Origin of the sequence: Deinococcus malanensis (assembly GCF_014647655.1) — a bacterium.
Taxonomy (GTDB): Bacteria; Deinococcota; Deinococci; order Deinococcales; family Deinococcaceae; genus Deinococcus; species Deinococcus malanensis.
The window spans coordinates 79078-92564 of record NZ_BMPP01000001.1; the positions used below are offsets into that span (position 1 = coordinate 79078).

At 61.6% G+C, this 13487-nt stretch carries 22 protein-coding genes; 9 read left to right on the plus strand and 13 right to left on the minus strand.

Annotated features, from left to right (window positions below; genetic code table 11):
• Positions 1-46 precede the first annotated feature (46 nt).
• Positions 47-676, minus strand: a complete 630-nt coding sequence (locus IEY49_RS00425) for a hypothetical protein (protein WP_189003483.1) — start codon at positions 674-676, stop codon at positions 47-49.
• 90 nt (positions 677-766) lie between these two features.
• On the opposite strand from IEY49_RS00425, the gene IEY49_RS00430 reads away from it, so the two are divergent.
• Both IEY49_RS00430 and IEY49_RS00435 read left to right on the plus strand, forming a co-directional pair.
• On the plus strand, positions 767-1228 hold the full coding sequence (locus IEY49_RS00430; RefSeq protein WP_189003490.1) for an HNH endonuclease: 462 nt from the start codon (positions 767-769) through the stop codon (positions 1226-1228).
• Entirely contained in the window at positions 1225-2055 is an 831-nt protein-coding gene (locus IEY49_RS00435; protein WP_189003491.1) for a hypothetical protein, read from the plus strand. Before IEY49_RS00430 ends, IEY49_RS00435 begins: the two co-directional genes overlap by 4 nt.
• An 8-nt stretch (positions 2056-2063) precedes the next feature.
• On the opposite strand, the gene IEY49_RS00440 is transcribed toward IEY49_RS00435, so the two are convergent.
• From IEY49_RS00440 to IEY49_RS00450, 3 genes are all read right to left on the minus strand, one after another.
• On the minus strand, positions 2064-2522 hold the full coding sequence (locus IEY49_RS00440) for a GNAT family N-acetyltransferase (protein WP_189003493.1): 459 nt from the start codon (positions 2520-2522) through the stop codon (positions 2064-2066).
• 442 nt (positions 2523-2964) lie between these two features.
• A complete protein-coding gene (locus tag IEY49_RS00445) occupies positions 2965-3219 on the minus strand; it encodes a hypothetical protein (protein WP_189003495.1) in 255 nt (84 codons plus the stop codon).
• Positions 3220-3425: 206 nt separating this feature from the next.
• Complete coding sequence (locus IEY49_RS00450) at positions 3426-3683, minus strand: hypothetical protein (protein ID WP_189003497.1); 258 nt, start codon at positions 3681-3683, stop codon at positions 3426-3428.
• A 77-nt stretch (positions 3684-3760) separates the two neighbouring features.
• On the opposite strand from IEY49_RS00450, the gene IEY49_RS00455 reads away from it, so the two are divergent.
• The 3 genes from IEY49_RS00455 to IEY49_RS00465 are packed head-to-tail and all read left to right on the plus strand — an operon-like array spanning position 3761 to position 4943.
• Positions 3761-4027 carry a hypothetical protein gene (locus tag IEY49_RS00455; protein WP_189003498.1) on the plus strand — a complete coding sequence of 89 codons (267 nt, stop codon included), beginning with the start codon at positions 3761-3763 and terminating at the stop codon, positions 4025-4027.
• Entirely contained in the window at positions 4024-4641 is a 618-nt protein-coding gene (locus IEY49_RS00460; RefSeq protein WP_189003500.1) for a RusA family crossover junction endodeoxyribonuclease, read from the plus strand. The genes IEY49_RS00455 and IEY49_RS00460 overlap by 4 nt, the downstream gene beginning before the upstream one ends.
• Complete coding sequence (locus IEY49_RS00465) at positions 4638-4943, plus strand: hypothetical protein (RefSeq protein ID WP_189003502.1); 306 nt, start codon at positions 4638-4640, stop codon at positions 4941-4943. The genes IEY49_RS00460 and IEY49_RS00465 overlap by 4 nt, the downstream gene beginning before the upstream one ends.
• 47 nt (positions 4944-4990) lie before the next feature.
• On the opposite strand, the gene IEY49_RS00470 is transcribed toward IEY49_RS00465, so the two are convergent.
• On the minus strand, positions 4991-6007 hold the full coding sequence (locus tag IEY49_RS00470; RefSeq protein WP_189003504.1) for a GGDEF domain-containing protein: 1017 nt from the start codon (positions 6005-6007) through the stop codon (positions 4991-4993).
• Positions 6008-6237: 230 nt separating this feature from the next.
• Between IEY49_RS00470 and IEY49_RS00475 the strand changes: the two genes are divergently transcribed.
• Entirely contained in the window at positions 6238-6807 is a 570-nt protein-coding gene (locus tag IEY49_RS00475; RefSeq protein ID WP_189003506.1) for a hypothetical protein, read from the plus strand.
• 497 nt (positions 6808-7304) lie between these two features.
• Here the strand turns inward: IEY49_RS00475 and IEY49_RS00480 are convergent, their stop codons facing one another.
• From IEY49_RS00480 to IEY49_RS00500, 5 genes are all read right to left on the minus strand, one after another.
• Positions 7305-7655 (minus strand): hypothetical protein, encoded by a 351-nt coding sequence (locus IEY49_RS00480; protein ID WP_189003508.1) that lies wholly within the window; start codon positions 7653-7655, stop codon positions 7305-7307.
• Between the two features lie 77 nt (positions 7656-7732).
• Positions 7733-8059, minus strand: a complete 327-nt coding sequence (locus IEY49_RS00485; RefSeq protein WP_189003510.1) for a hypothetical protein — start codon at positions 8057-8059, stop codon at positions 7733-7735.
• Between the two features lie 869 nt (positions 8060-8928).
• A complete protein-coding gene (locus IEY49_RS00490) occupies positions 8929-9447 on the minus strand; it encodes an ankyrin repeat domain-containing protein (protein ID WP_189003511.1) in 519 nt (172 codons plus the stop codon).
• A 672-nt stretch (positions 9448-10119) separates the two neighbouring features.
• On the minus strand, positions 10120-10341 hold the full coding sequence (locus IEY49_RS00495; RefSeq protein ID WP_189003513.1) for a hypothetical protein: 222 nt from the start codon (positions 10339-10341) through the stop codon (positions 10120-10122).
• A gap of 375 nt (positions 10342-10716) precedes the next feature.
• On the minus strand, positions 10717-10959 hold the full coding sequence (locus IEY49_RS00500; protein WP_189003515.1) for a hypothetical protein: 243 nt from the start codon (positions 10957-10959) through the stop codon (positions 10717-10719).
• Between the two features lie 95 nt (positions 10960-11054).
• On the opposite strand from IEY49_RS00500, the gene IEY49_RS21650 reads away from it, so the two are divergent.
• The gene (locus IEY49_RS21650; protein ID WP_268239000.1) at positions 11055-11186 is read left to right on the plus strand and encodes a hypothetical protein; all 132 of its coding nucleotides are present in this window, start codon (positions 11055-11057) and stop codon (positions 11184-11186) included.
• 121 nt (positions 11187-11307) lie between these two features.
• Here IEY49_RS21650 and IEY49_RS00505 read toward each other — a convergent pair whose 3' ends face one another.
• The 3 genes from IEY49_RS00505 to IEY49_RS00515 all read right to left on the minus strand — a co-directional run bounded on the left by IEY49_RS00505 (position 11308) and on the right by IEY49_RS00515 (position 12203).
• A complete protein-coding gene (locus IEY49_RS00505; protein WP_189003517.1) occupies positions 11308-11478 on the minus strand; it encodes a hypothetical protein in 171 nt (56 codons plus the stop codon).
• Between the two features lie 57 nt (positions 11479-11535).
• Positions 11536-11706 carry a hypothetical protein gene (locus IEY49_RS00510; RefSeq protein WP_189003518.1) on the minus strand — a complete coding sequence of 57 codons (171 nt, stop codon included), beginning with the start codon at positions 11704-11706 and terminating at the stop codon, positions 11536-11538.
• Between the two features lie 155 nt (positions 11707-11861).
• On the minus strand, positions 11862-12203 hold the full coding sequence (locus IEY49_RS00515; RefSeq protein WP_189003520.1) for a hypothetical protein: 342 nt from the start codon (positions 12201-12203) through the stop codon (positions 11862-11864).
• Positions 12204-12402: 199 nt separating this feature from the next.
• Here IEY49_RS00515 and IEY49_RS00520 point away from each other — a divergent pair, with 199 nt between their 5' ends.
• Entirely contained in the window at positions 12403-12648 is a 246-nt protein-coding gene (locus IEY49_RS00520) for a RusA family crossover junction endodeoxyribonuclease (protein ID WP_189003522.1), read from the plus strand.
• 356 nt (positions 12649-13004) lie between these two features.
• Positions 13005-13418: a hypothetical protein gene (locus tag IEY49_RS00525; RefSeq protein ID WP_189003524.1), complete on the plus strand. Its 414-nt coding sequence runs from the start codon at positions 13005-13007 to the stop codon at positions 13416-13418.
• The last annotated feature ends 69 nt before the right edge of the window (positions 13419-13487 follow it).

The window sequence follows — 13487 nt, forward strand, 5'->3', positions numbered from 1 at the left end:
ACATGCGGACCCTCAACCGCCCGAACACCCATGCCAGAGCAGTGGGTTACGGACCCTTACCCAATAGGCTTGCGAGCGCATTACCTGTTTCGACGCACGTCATACCTACTTCCGCGACCCCTTCTTGCCCGGTGATGAATTCATCCAGCACAGTCATGATCTCCAGTTCCCGCCCAGACTCCTCTTTGACGAGTTGCTGTAAGTTCACGACGAGGTCAGCTGTACTGGGACTTTCGTCGGGGCACAGGGCGTCCAGGCGGGCATACTTCTCCGCAATTTCGGGATCGTTTGGGTCTCGCCCAGCCGCGATGGCCAGATTCTGGACGTCGGTATATCGCGTTGACTCGGGTACAGGAGCGGGAGGCTCAGGTGTCGGCTCAACAGGTTCAGACGCTCCAGCCTCCTCTGCTGGGGTCTCTGGTACTGCGCTTGTCGTCGAGGCCGCCTGTGGTCTGGCAGCAGTACTCTCCTGGCCCGGGCGATCAAGTGCGGCCTGGTCTTCTGGTGAGCGGACCGCATTAGCGATCACGGCTCCCACCACGAAAACCAGTACTGCCCCCCATATCCGCATCACGGCGGGACGGGTGTTAAGTCGAGCGCGCTTCAATTTCAGGAATCCGAGAATTCCCCAGGCGAGAAGCCCAAGGCTCACGAAAAACACCAGCAGTTCAAGCATGGATCATCAAACCACGTTTGCTGTTGGCCGACGTCGTGCCGTGCATTCGTTCTGTCCGTGTGGGGATCCGATGCACCACAGGGGCCGCATATGAGCGCACCTTTCAACCCGCTTGAAGTCCTCACAGATGAACAGATTCGGAAAATCCACGAGCTTGTAAAACAACTTGAGAAGCGCAAAAAGGACAGCCGTCGTGCTGCACGGCAACTCCGAAAGGCGCTGATTCAGGTCTGGAATGGTCACTGCGCTGGGTGCGGCAGGCTGCACACCACTGTCCTTGAGATCCATCACGCAGACCCCGTGCACGAGCACGGTGGTGACGACCCGCGCTACATGTACCCCCTCTGTCCCAACTGCCACGCCTATGTTCATGCCCTCAGGCGCACCCGAAAGCAGCCCAAAAACCGAGCCGACATTGAGCACGAAGTCTTACATGTCCACGAAGGCGACTCAGACATCGTCAGTTTTTTGAAAGCCCTCGCCGACACCGAGTCCACGAAAGAGAAAATTCAGCGCCAGGTGGCTGCCCAAAGCGGAGGTGACTCACAATGACGACCCTCACCGAAACCCTGCCCCCCGTGGAGCCTCTCTCAGTGGTCGAGCAGCAGGACTACGAACGCCTGAAGACTAGCGCCCAGCACGGCTTCACGGAACTGGCGTTCTCACTGCGCGAGATCATCACTCGCAAGCTTTACCGGCAGGAATACCCGAACGCTGATGCGTTCTGCGAAGCTGAATTCGGACGCACCCGCCAGTGGGCCTACCAGCTGATTGATGCTGGCCGCACCGCGGAGACACTGTCAAATTTCGGTTTACAACTCCAGAACCCAAAGCAGGCGGGTGAAGTCAGGAAAGCTGCACAGATCATTGAGAAGGCCAGTCCCACCGCACAACAGGCCTTTGCTCGCGTCATTCAGAAGATCACCCTTACCCAGCGGCCGGACACCATGCAGATCAACAGTGTGGCTGAGGTGATTGAGCAGATCGACGCGGCTGGCGTGGTCGAGGACCCGGACACAGGAGAAGCCGTGTCGGTGGAGAGCCTGGCACCGGAACGGCTGGATGCCATCCTGCGCGAGAACGTCACCACGGCGACCTACGAGCGGGTCAAGCGGCAGGAGCAGCACATCCACGCCAGCATCCAGGCCCGGAACAGCAGCGGGCGTGGGGGCTGGACGAACTGGTGCCTGTCCTACGCGCAGCAGCACCTGACCGACACGCAGGAACTGCGCATCGTGGTCAAGCGTGACCCTTCCGGCAACCCGAAGGCTCAGGCCCTGGTGATGGACACCGAGACCCATCAGGCCGTGGCCTCCGGTGAGACGGCGGACTGGCTCAAGAAGGCCGTCATGAACCTGGTCGAGGAAGTGAACGGGTGACCGTGCCGTCAATCCAGGCGACGGACCAACGCAACGTGGTCTTCCTGGAATCCGGCGCGCTCGTAAATGCGTCGGGCCCGGGTGTTGTACCAGGAGGCCTTCAACATGATCTCTACCGCGCCTTTGGCCCTGGCCCACTGCTCGATGGAGTGCAACAGGAACCGTCCCACGCCCAGACCCTCGGCGTCCTCACTCACGGCCAGATCCTTGATGAACGCGCCGCGCTCCTCCGGATGCCAGTACAGCAGCGTAAAACCCACGGGCTGACCCTGAGGGTTCTGCGCGATCAACACGGCGGAACCTTCCTCAGGCTCATGAAGGGCTTGCGTGAACAGCCCGTGGTAGCTCGCGGTCAGCTCCGCCTGATTGCGCCAGGCGGGGGCGGTGGCCGTGAGGCGGGGTGCCAGGCTGAGCATGAACGGCAGGTCGTCAGGGGTGGCTTCTCTGAGGGTCAATGTCGGCGTCACCTCTGGAGTGTATGGAGCGGTGGGTGATCCGGCGATGACACACTCCCTCCTCTGGCGTGAGCGGTGGCGCAGTCCTGACGCGGTCGAAGCCTGCCTCGCGCGCATTCCCGACCCTGGTGTGCGTCAGGCGACCCGCGTCAGGTTGGGCCTGGATGACCCAACTGCTGAAGGTAGTCCACCTGCGAGTCTTGTCCCAGTGCGGGAAAACCCGGCAAGTGGACGAGACGAACCTCCCAGGTCCGCACGACTTCCACCCCGACGTTCCGTGCGGTCTGCGCCGGCTGTCACTGACGTGCCCGGAATCCTGACCTTCAGCCTGCCCTTCCCGCCCGGCATGAACGCCATCTGGCGGGCCACCGTCATCAACACCGACAAGGGTCCCACGGCCCGGGTGCTGCTCAGCCGGGAGGACGTGCGCCCCCTGCACAACAGCCTCACGCCATCAGGCGGTAAAGGTGATGGCGAGCCGCATCATGAGCCCGGCCAGCACCCCGAGTCCACAGATCGCGATCGCAATGGCCAGACCGTAAGCGCCCGTGCGCCAGGAATGCAGGGTGACCACGCTCAGGGCGCTCAGGATCACCAGGGTGAGCAGGGCCTGGCCCACATGCAAGGCATCGGGGACCAGGACCATCAACGCGCCGGCAAAGGTCAGCGCGATGCACCAGGCAACCTTCAACGAGCGGCGAATGAGCATGCTGGCATCGTACGAACTCAGGTCGGACGGCAGGTAAGTGCAGGGGCCCTGGAGGTCAGCGATGAAGACAAAGGCAAGATGCTCACGCGTCTGGCATCCAGGGCAGAGGGTGAACTCGCCCACCTGAGTGACCTGACCAGGCACGAGAGCCAGGCCACGATGGGGGCAAGGACGTGAAGCACCACTTGATCAGCGGGAGAACTCGGTTACCACCAGTGCAGCATCTGACCAAGCCGGTAAAAGCAGACTGCGAAACTCACCAGGCCACACAACCCCACCAGGTTCGACGCGGTCTCACTCTTGGCGTTCTGCAACTGCCCACCCAATATCAGCAGGCACAAGGCCAGGACGATTCCCAACACCGGTCCAGCGATCAGCTGCGTCTGGGGCAGCGCCATCAGGATGAACGACCCGAGGAACGCGATGACGCCCAGTCCCACCAGTGGGGAACGCAGTTGATTCATGCCTGCAGAGTAAGCGCGCACCCCCTCGCTCGGCTGCGCAAATTCGCACACCAGGGCGGGAATGCTGGAGGTCCCCAGTGAGCCGGTCTGCAACGATGAAGGGTTACGCGAGGGTGATGCTGCCCCTGGGCCTGGCCAGTCCCGTGTCCAGGAGGGGAGAGCAGGAGAATCACCAGCGGTACCGGGTTCGCGTCGTACGCTTGGTAATCGCTGAACTGGCGGCATGGCAGGCCGCGTTGTGGCGGCACGATGACTGGAAAGCCCGCCGGGGTGCGGCCAAGGCGGAGATCACGGTGGCCCAGCACCACACGGTCGAGGACATCCTGGCTGGGGGCAAGCAGTGAATCCCTTCCCGACCCGGCAGGCGGCTGAGACCTACCTGGCCAGGATCCCGGACCTTGCGCAGCGTGAAGCCATCCGAGCCCGGTTAGGCCTGGTCCGTGAGGAGTCGCCTCACCCTCCAATAAGCGAAACCCGGACTGCGCTTCAGGCACCAGCTGTGCCCCTCAGGGACGTGCCACCCCCGCCACCCCGGCCCATACAAGCGCCGGTACCGGGAGTCCTGACCTTCACGCTGCCCTTCCCACCCAGCCTGAACAGCCTCTGGCGGGCCACCGTCATCACCACCGACAAGGGCCCTACGGCCCGGGTGCTGCTCAGCCGGGAGGGTCGCCAGTACCGCCGCACCGTGCACAACGTCATCCGGTCCCTGGGCAACCCCACCACGCCGACGGGCGCCCGCCTCGCCCTCACGTTGACCGCCTGCCCGCCAGACCGGCGAGCTCGCGACCTGAGTAACATGCCCAAAGCCCTGGAGGACGCCCTCACTCACGCGAACGTCTGGGGCGATGACTCGCTGATCGACGAGCTGCGCGTCATCCGGGGACCCATCACACCAGGTGGACGGGTGGACGTCACCATCACGCCCCTCACTCGCACGCTATTCGGGACGCTATGAATCGGCGAAAACGCGAAGCCCAGCAGCGCAGCCAGCAGCAGCGCGCTGGTGACCGCCGGCTCTGCCCGGACATCTGCGAACAGGAACGTGCGGCAGCACAACACGCCCGCAGGCACCACAGCCACGTCACCTCCTTCAGCTTGTTTGGCTGCATGTACCCGATGCGGGATGCTGCCGGCTTCTACTTGAGGCACCTCGGCCTGCTGGACATCAACCGATCAGCCGGTCGTGAACAGTTCAACCTCGATCATCCTCCCGTGATCACGAAGCACCGGAAGCCTCACCCTGAGGTCGCCAGATGATCCCCGCTGCGTTCGGGAGCCCAGGATCGACCGGAGCCGAAGGCACCTCAGATCAGCTGGTCACGGCCGCCCGCTTTAGCCTGGTAGAGCCGCTGGTCGGCAATTCTCACCAGGTCTCTGACGTCGAACGCTTCATCGAGGGACGCGAGACCACCACTGACCGACAACGACGGAATCCCGTGCAGACGCGTCCTTCGCACCTCCTCAAGAATCCGCAGGCCCACCGCGCGTGCTTCCTGGGGTTTCAGCCCTTCCAGCACCACCAGAAACTCCTCACCGCCCCAGCGCACCACGTCTCCAGTGCCGGCCACCTCGCGCAACAGCCGAGCGATGGCCATAAGAACCTCGTCGCCGTGATCATGTCCCAAGCCATCATTGATTCGTTTGAAGTGATCCACATCAAGCATCAGGACGGCCAGCTGGTCGGGCGTCTCAGCCCACCGTTCTGCGAGTGCAGCAAGTCGGGCGCGACCCGACCGCCGGTTGTGCACCCCAGTCAACTCATCAGTCGCGGCCAGTTCCCGCAGGGACGCGTTTCGTGCCCGTTCGGTGCGGACCGTGTGGCCGTCGGCAGTCACCTGCCAGATCAAGGGGATGATCAGCCCCGTGAGCAGCACTCCTGGGAAATCAGGCGACGTGGACACGCTGGCGCAAAGACACAAAAAAAGATAAGTGGGACACGCGACGATGGCCGCCCAACGGAGCGGCAACCAGGAGAAGGCCAGCAAACTCAGCACCACCGTATGCAGCAGAAGTCCCGACGTGATGGGACGGTGGGTCACCATGACGCTCAACAGATTGAGCAGCAGCCAGCCAGTCAGCAGCGCCACCACTCCTCGCTGAATCACGGCCACGGCCAGGCGGGGCGTCGACGTCAGCACACTCACCAGCACGCTGAGCAGGAGCCCAAAAACCACTGGTGTAAAGCGGGGACTCGGTTGGGCCTCCATGACCATGTAACCCAGTGTCAGTCCCTGCACCAGGACACTGAGCAACGCCAGCACCACCAGCAGCTGCCGTTGCTGGAGATCGGTTTTCTGGGCGTGGACAGCAGCACTCGGCATGGCCCTCCATTAAAGTCGAAATTTTCACAGTTAACCGGTCAGATCCTGCAAGAGCCTTTAGATACGACCAGTCCAGGGGTTGAAGGTCATGAGTGGAGACGCTCCCTGATCCATTCCCGGAAACCGGATTCCGCGCATCTGAAGGTGAATAATGCCTATCACCCTGCGTTTTCTGATCCTGTTTTCTGGCACACGCGGGCATGGCTGTTACCCCCTGGCCTGAGGTGTCTATGAACCACACCCCTAAAACCAAGCGTCCTCTCGGCCTTACACGCGCCCACCAGCAGGTCAAAAAACTCACCAGCCTGCGGCAGGAACAACGTGACACGCGCCAGTACGCCGAAGCCTGGTACCAGGCCCTCCGTGGCTGGCAGGTCATCTACCCGACCGTCACCACTCCATCGATCAGCTATGCCGCCTTCCGGGCCTCCGGCTCCGTGGAGACCCTCACTTCAGGCGAGGTGAGTCCATTCCTCCCCACCTACCTCAGCACTCCCTCTGGGGAGCTCAGTGAAGCGCAGGTTGCTCGGGCGATCACGGAGATGACGCTCAGCCGGATCCCGGGGACTGTCCAACTGGGCCGTATGCTGGACAGACTGCGCCACCAGGACAACGGCAGCATGGAAAGCCTTCTGCGGGGCACCGCCTGGTCTCAGCACAAGGAACGTGCGCTGCGATATGCCGTCGCGGTATTAACTTTGGCTGTGCGATTAGACGATGTGGAGGCCGAACGCCCTCTGCAGCAGGTGACGACGGAGCTTTCACAAACGAAGGTTGTGAATGCTGTCCAAAACTGTTAACGTTTTGGTAGGTTCCAAAACAAGTCGAGAACAGCCGCCCCCCGGGGCGGTTTTTACGTGGAACTCACCTGCTGCGCCGCGTCTCTCGCCGTATTGGCCGCACTGGTGGCAGGCGTCCGGGTCTTGCCTCGATTCCATTTCCTCACTGTATGGATCAAAAGTTGACCCGCATGAACTAACCCGAAATCCCATGACCCCAAATGGTCATCGGGAGTTTGCTGTACATCAATAGTTTTTTGCTGCCGGGGAGCCGTTGAAGACGGCCACTGAGGGTGTAGGCCCAGCTCCTCACTCCCCTGACCCCTGGCCAGCAGCCGTGCATCACTTCATCTCTGGAGGTACCCGATGGTCCGAGCGAAATTCCGAGTGCACCGCAAAACCAGCGCCCGGCAGGGTGATTGCCCCGCACGGGGACGTTGTGCAGTTCTTAACGACGGTTTTCGGGCAATCCAGGCCACAATGCACAGGAATGACGGGTCTCCCCGACCCTGCCCGTCTTACTCCACCGGGCGGCAGCCACTTAGCTCGAGCTGACCGCTCCCGTTGTTCTTCATGGACGCCGCCTTACCCTGCGTTACCCAGCTCACCTGCGTATTGCGGGCGATGGTTCCGCTGGAATTTCCGGTGAGATTCAGTTTCCGGGACTTCCCAGCGAAACTGATGCCGACGGTTTGCGTCCTTTGCGTGACTTGAACACGCACCCCACCCTTGCATTGGTAGGTCACCCGGGCCACGACCGGATCATTTGCGGCCGCGGCGGGGACGCCATCGGCCAGCGCTGTGCCCGTGACGAGCATCAGGCCAACTTGAAAAATGCTGAACCATCGGCGGACCATAAGTTTTTGCATTTGTGAACTATCTTATAGGAACCTATCCCTTGTGAGGTGAGCAGTCCCCCCTTCTTAACCAAGTTTGGCGGAACAAGCTACTGAGCAGGAGACGTGACATTGCCCGGCAATACTCCGGCGCCCACGATCCCGAACTCCTGAACCCGGCCCTGGGCGTCCAGTCCGAAGATCACCGTCCAGTCGGCGTTCGGGCTGCGCTGGAAGCTGGCAGTGCGGGTGTAGTAGGTCAGGCCTCCATCACGAACGACCTTCTCTTCCCGCACCGTGATTTCTGCGCCGTAGGCCCTGCCGCCAGCTTCTCGGTAGGCTGTAAAGGCAGAAAAGCTGCCCCATTCGGACTGGACCCGAGGAGAGAAGGTGGTCCACAATTTCCCGAGTTGCCCGGTAAAGAGCAGGTCGGCCAACTGTCGTCCACGTGCCAAGGCGTCAGGAGTCGACCGGGAGTGAGGGGTGGAAGTGGGGAGCGTGGGTGGGGTCGTCGAAGGTTGGCTCTGCATGGGGGTTGCCGAGCTGGTCACTACTGCGGGGCGCGAGGTGGGCAAAGCCTTTGAGGCTGACGGTTGGAGAGGAGCCGGAGGTACTGCGGTGGTGGGGGGAGGCGTCTTGACGGTCACAGATCTGGGACTGACAGGCATGGTCGGTACCCCAGTGTCAGGTGCTGCCGGTTTAACAGTGACGCGGGCTGCAGGTGCTGGGGAAGCCGTGGTCAGCGCAGGGCTGGCCAACCATCTGGAGAACTCTGGTTGGACGACGAACAGCGTGCTGAACAGGCCGACAAGCAAGGAAACAACGCCAATGGTGTGCTTGTCTGTCCACTGCATCAAAGCCTCCTAGAGTTCCTGAGTCTGCCTGAAGATATGAACTAAACTACGCCGATGGCGGGGCACCAAACGGTGCCCTACCGCCCTTTAATCGGATAGGCGTTGAACACGGCCACCGAGGGCGCGGGCGGTCTCGCTCCTTGCCACCCTGACCCCATGCCAGCAGCGGGACGCCGCAGAGAGCCCAGGCCGCTCCCCGTGAGGCCAGAAGTCGAGCACCGGCTCGTTTTCCACTGCACCCCTTGCTGCAGTGCTCAAGACCCAGCTGCCGGGGAGCCGTTGACGACGGCCACTGAGGGTGTGGGCGCACGCTCCTGACTCCCCTGACCCCCGGCCAGCAGCAGTGCATGACTTCACTTCCGGAGGTACCTGATGGTCCGAGCCAAGTTCAGGGTGTACCGCAAAGCCACTGCGGGTACATGCACCTGCCTACGCTGCGAGGGCGTGTCTGCCTAGGGGTTGATTCTGGGGCCCTGCTCAGCTTTCGCTAAAAGCTGAGCAGCTTCTTCCCAATGGTAAAGTCGCGCCACATCCGCTGCGCTTAATCCCTGATCATCCCGCACCGATGGATCTGCACCCTGGGCCAGCAAGAAGCGCAAGAGGTCAAGCGAGACAGGTGTGCCCACTTGCCGCGCCCTGTCAGCCACGGTGTCAACCGCATGAAGCAGAGGCGTCCATCCTCCATACTTGCGCACATTCACATCCCCTCCATGGGCGATCAACAGCTCCAGGCCGGATTGCCATGTCTGCTCTACGGCTGTCGTCATCGCTGGGCATTCAGACCCGTCGAAGCTGCGATTCGGGTTAGCGCCCGCCTCAAGGAGTTGGCGAGTCATTTCGAGATTCTGGCAGTACACCGCGCCAATCAGCGCACCCGTGAGCTCTTCGACCGAATGAGGTCGCGCCAGGAGCTGTGTTTCAAGCCGTCGCCATTCTTGATTCAAGGCAATCTGGGCCAGATCATCCGCCATGACTCACCCTAGCTCTCCTGAATCCGATCACGCACGTCGCTTTGACCTCCCGCCCAGGCGCCGAGAACGAAGGGTTCTTCCAGGCCACACCCGCAGGCAGCATCAGCCTGGGTACAGTCAGCGCTTCCGCTTCCAAGCAGCTCCAGGAAGGCACGGCGTATGACGTAGACTTCACCCCCGCGAACTGAGCTGCAGCAGAACAGGCCAGTTGGTGACTGGCCTGTTCAGGTTCCGCTCCGGTGAGCACGAATGGCGCCAAACCGTTCCGCGCCCAGGTCGATACTGGGGGAACGTGCCAGCCACGGGGCACCTGCCTGATACAGGACCTGTACCGTGAAGTCACCCCACAACACAAAGCCGCCCGGGTGAAGGCGGCGGGCGCCCCACCTCAGCCGTGGGGCTTTTTCATGCTCTCTCGTGCACGGACTACCGCATTCCCGACTTGATGAACACGCTGGGCATTTCAGCGCCATCCCAGCAGATCCGCGGGCTCCGGTCTCTGGGTTTCAGGCTGATGCCTTTTGGACGCGTCAAGAACAGTGCCATGACGATGACAAAGGTGCCGAGTCCAATACCTACTTCCATAGACTCAGGGTAGGAAGTCCTCACATACTTTTTTCTTTCAGGAGGTGCGCGGAAGTCGAGCACGGAGCAGAAGTGGGCTCACCACCCTCAGCCGTAGGATGCCTCTCCAGGCGCCATGTTGTCCACGTAAGCGCGCACATGCACCATCACGCTTGCCTCGTCGGGATACACCAGGGCAGGAAACAGGAACTCATGGGTGAGGCCGCCTCCGTCGCCTTCAGGAGTCTGACAGTACTGGGCTGTCACCGCGTACTCGTCCGGCGTGGTGCGCGTCACCCTGACGCGGTACCCCCTGTAGAAGTCATCCATAGTTCAGCAACCCTAGCAATGAGGTGGGCCGAATCGTGCCGTCGTCCCCATAGGATCAATTCACAGTTCAGGTGGGCCCGTATCCGTTCCCAACTTCGGTGGGGCCTGTTCGTTGCCGTCCCGTGCGAGGTACTCATGTGCAATCACACCAAGGTTCTCGCCGGGCACTTCAGAGCCGGCGACCATCACAATGTGGACGGGTGGGAGCATTTGCCGGGTATCCCTGATGAGCATGAGGCGCGGCGTCAGCGTGTGCTGCGGTCGTGCGATCTCCTGCCGGATCGGGAGGAGCCGGCGGATGCCCTGCTGGCCCAGGTGGAGGAAGTGGGGTGGCTACGGGCGGTTGTAGAGCAGCTGTGCGGGGAGCAGAATGGGTTAAATGCGGAAGGTGGTCTGCGCAGTGAGCGCCAGGAAGGCCAGGGCAATCAGCATACAGATGACGACAACAATGCGGGCGCCTTCGCGCGAGTAATACTTTGCTCCGCCGATAGCGGCAGCGATGATGCCCCCGGCCAGGACCGGCAACACCAGAACTTCAGTTCTGGGCCCCAGAATCATCAGTCCGACCGCCAGCCAGCTGGTAACCAGGGGAGTGGTAATCCACCAGGGCAGTGTCATGTACTCATCGTATTCCCACACTTGCGCGGCCTTGCCAAGCAGGCGCAGGTGGGCAAGATGTATCAACTGTTGTTCATTGAGAGCAGTGGACCGAAATGACCTTGCCTGAGACGGTCTATATCTGCATTTCGGGGCTGACCTCCCCAACGGTGTACTACCTGACGCTGGAAGACGCACAGGTGGACAACCGCGCTGGTGGCGAGCCTGGGACCTCAATAGGGGTGTGACGTTCAGGATCCACGAGGTCGTGCTCTACGACGGCGGGCGGGGGTGATGGAAATGCCAGAGCAAAAGCAGTTGCATTACTGCCCTGAGCTGACGCTCTTGCGTGCCCCAGTCAGTCAGGCTTCAGAACAGGGTGGCGCGCAAAGCCTCAAAGACTTCGATCAACCCGATGATCGCCGCCGCACCCAGCACGAAGCGCTCCCAGGCCTGAAAGTCACGGGTTTTCATCCAGAGGCTGAAGGGGACGTAGAACAGCAGGACGAAGAGAAGGCGCGGCCAGAAGTCAGGGGACACACCCACAGCGTAGAGGATCAGGCCCTGGCCCACTTGCGTGATCCCACTGACCAGACCCTAGAGCAACGTGTTTTGCACGGCGAAAACAACACCCCAGGTGCCAAATGCAATCAACCATCCCAGCAAGTGACGCTCCCACCGTTTAAAGTCACGGGTCTTCAGCCAGGTATCAGACACAATGATAATCACGAGGACAACCAGCGCAGGGATCCAGAACTCAAGATTCACACCCTGCAGGGTACGTGGTGTCAGTCGACGTCGGTTGCCGAAGTTGCGCGTCAGGTGCGCCGCCTATCTGATCCAGTCCTCCGGGCAGGTGCCCAGGGAGCCGGTCTACAGCGATCCGTCAGGCAATGACGCAGCATTCGGAAGCTGCCTGGGTCTCATTTGCGCTGGTTGTCCTTGAAGCACACCGCTGCACGCTCCTTCTCAGGGTTGCGAACATACACCCAGTCGAACCCGCGCGTGTCCGGTTCAGTATCTTCTTTCACTCCTGGGTGACTTTCGAACACGACACCATTCAGGCGGAAATCCACGCCCTCATACAGCAGACAGTCCAGTTGTGGGGTGGTCCAGCCATCGTGGTACTGAACAAAACCATAGTTGCTCTGGTACCAATTCTGACCCCAGGTATACAGGCGGTACGCAGGCAGTGCGAACACAAGCAGCAGTACAAGCAGGGGCTGCCACACGTCAGCAAGGCGGGGAAGGGTCTTGACGGGCATTGCCCTCACGGTAACGGAGGGCAGAGGGATCGGGTGGCGATGTTGCGCACGGCTTTGGGGAGACACCGGTGGGCAGCGTGATCGCCCTGCCCTTTCCCCCAAGCATCAACAGGTACTGGCGCAGCGTGAATGGCCGCAACATCCTTAGTAAGGTGGGTCGTGATTACCGGGAGAATGGCCTGAAGGTGCTGGCCACAAGGTGCTGGCCACGCTCAGTTCCGGTGAGAAGACGCGCTGGCCTTATGCCGGGCGCCTGAGTGTGAGCATCACGGTCTACGCGCCGGATCGGCGACGCCGTGACATCAACAACATGCCCAAAGATGTGCTCGACCTGCTCACGCATGGCGGGGTGTACAGGGATGACAGCCAGATCGACCGACTCGTGATTCAGCGCGGGGCGGTGGGGGCAGGTGGATGCATTGAAGTGGAGGTGCTGGCACTGTGATGCACGATAAGTCGCACCAGGAGGGGTGGGAGCAACAGCGCCAGGGTCACCAGAACAGTGGCCACAATGGCCCGTGTACGGTGTCCTCGAGACCACAACTCATAGATGATCATGCCCACCCATGCGATCAACAACCCGAACATGACACTCCTCATCGCCCCTTTCAGCTCGGGCCGCAGGAGGCTGACACTGAACGTGATGAGCAGCAGTGCGAGAAGGAGGTAGGTCCCGCGTTTGTACCAGAGACTGGGCGGGAGGTAGAACATGATCCTGTTGTACCACCCGCCCAGCGGCGCCGCGCGCATAAGCTCACGCCCAGAGAGACCACCCAGGTGCTCACGAGTGGCCGGCAGCAGATGCGGGACGCCCGAGCGTACGCGGAAGAGTGGTACCAGGCGCTCCGGGAATGGAATGCAGCGATGCTGGGTGAGCTCGTACCTCGTGATCTCGCCCCCAAACGCAGCAGCACGCGCCAGATGACGCCGGTCGTGGGGAACTGGTCGAATGGCGGGGTCGCCCTGTACACCCGCCAGATCAGCACGCCGGCGGGCTGGGTCAGTGAAGCCACGTTGGCCCGCCTGTGCAATGTCGACCCACTGCTGGGGCGCCTGCGTGACGGCCATGGACCCCAGACGCTCCTGCGTGAAAATGGCACGTGGGTTCACCCAACCGACCGTGCGCAGGCGTACGGCCTGGCTGTGCTGATCGTCGCTGAGAATCTCGGGGAAGCGCGCGCACGAGGCATACGATTTCTGCTGGTCTCTCACTAGGCCCTCTGAATCAAGAACTCTGTCAGGCCCGCCGGCCATAATGGTGCTTCATGGCTGGTCAGAGAACAG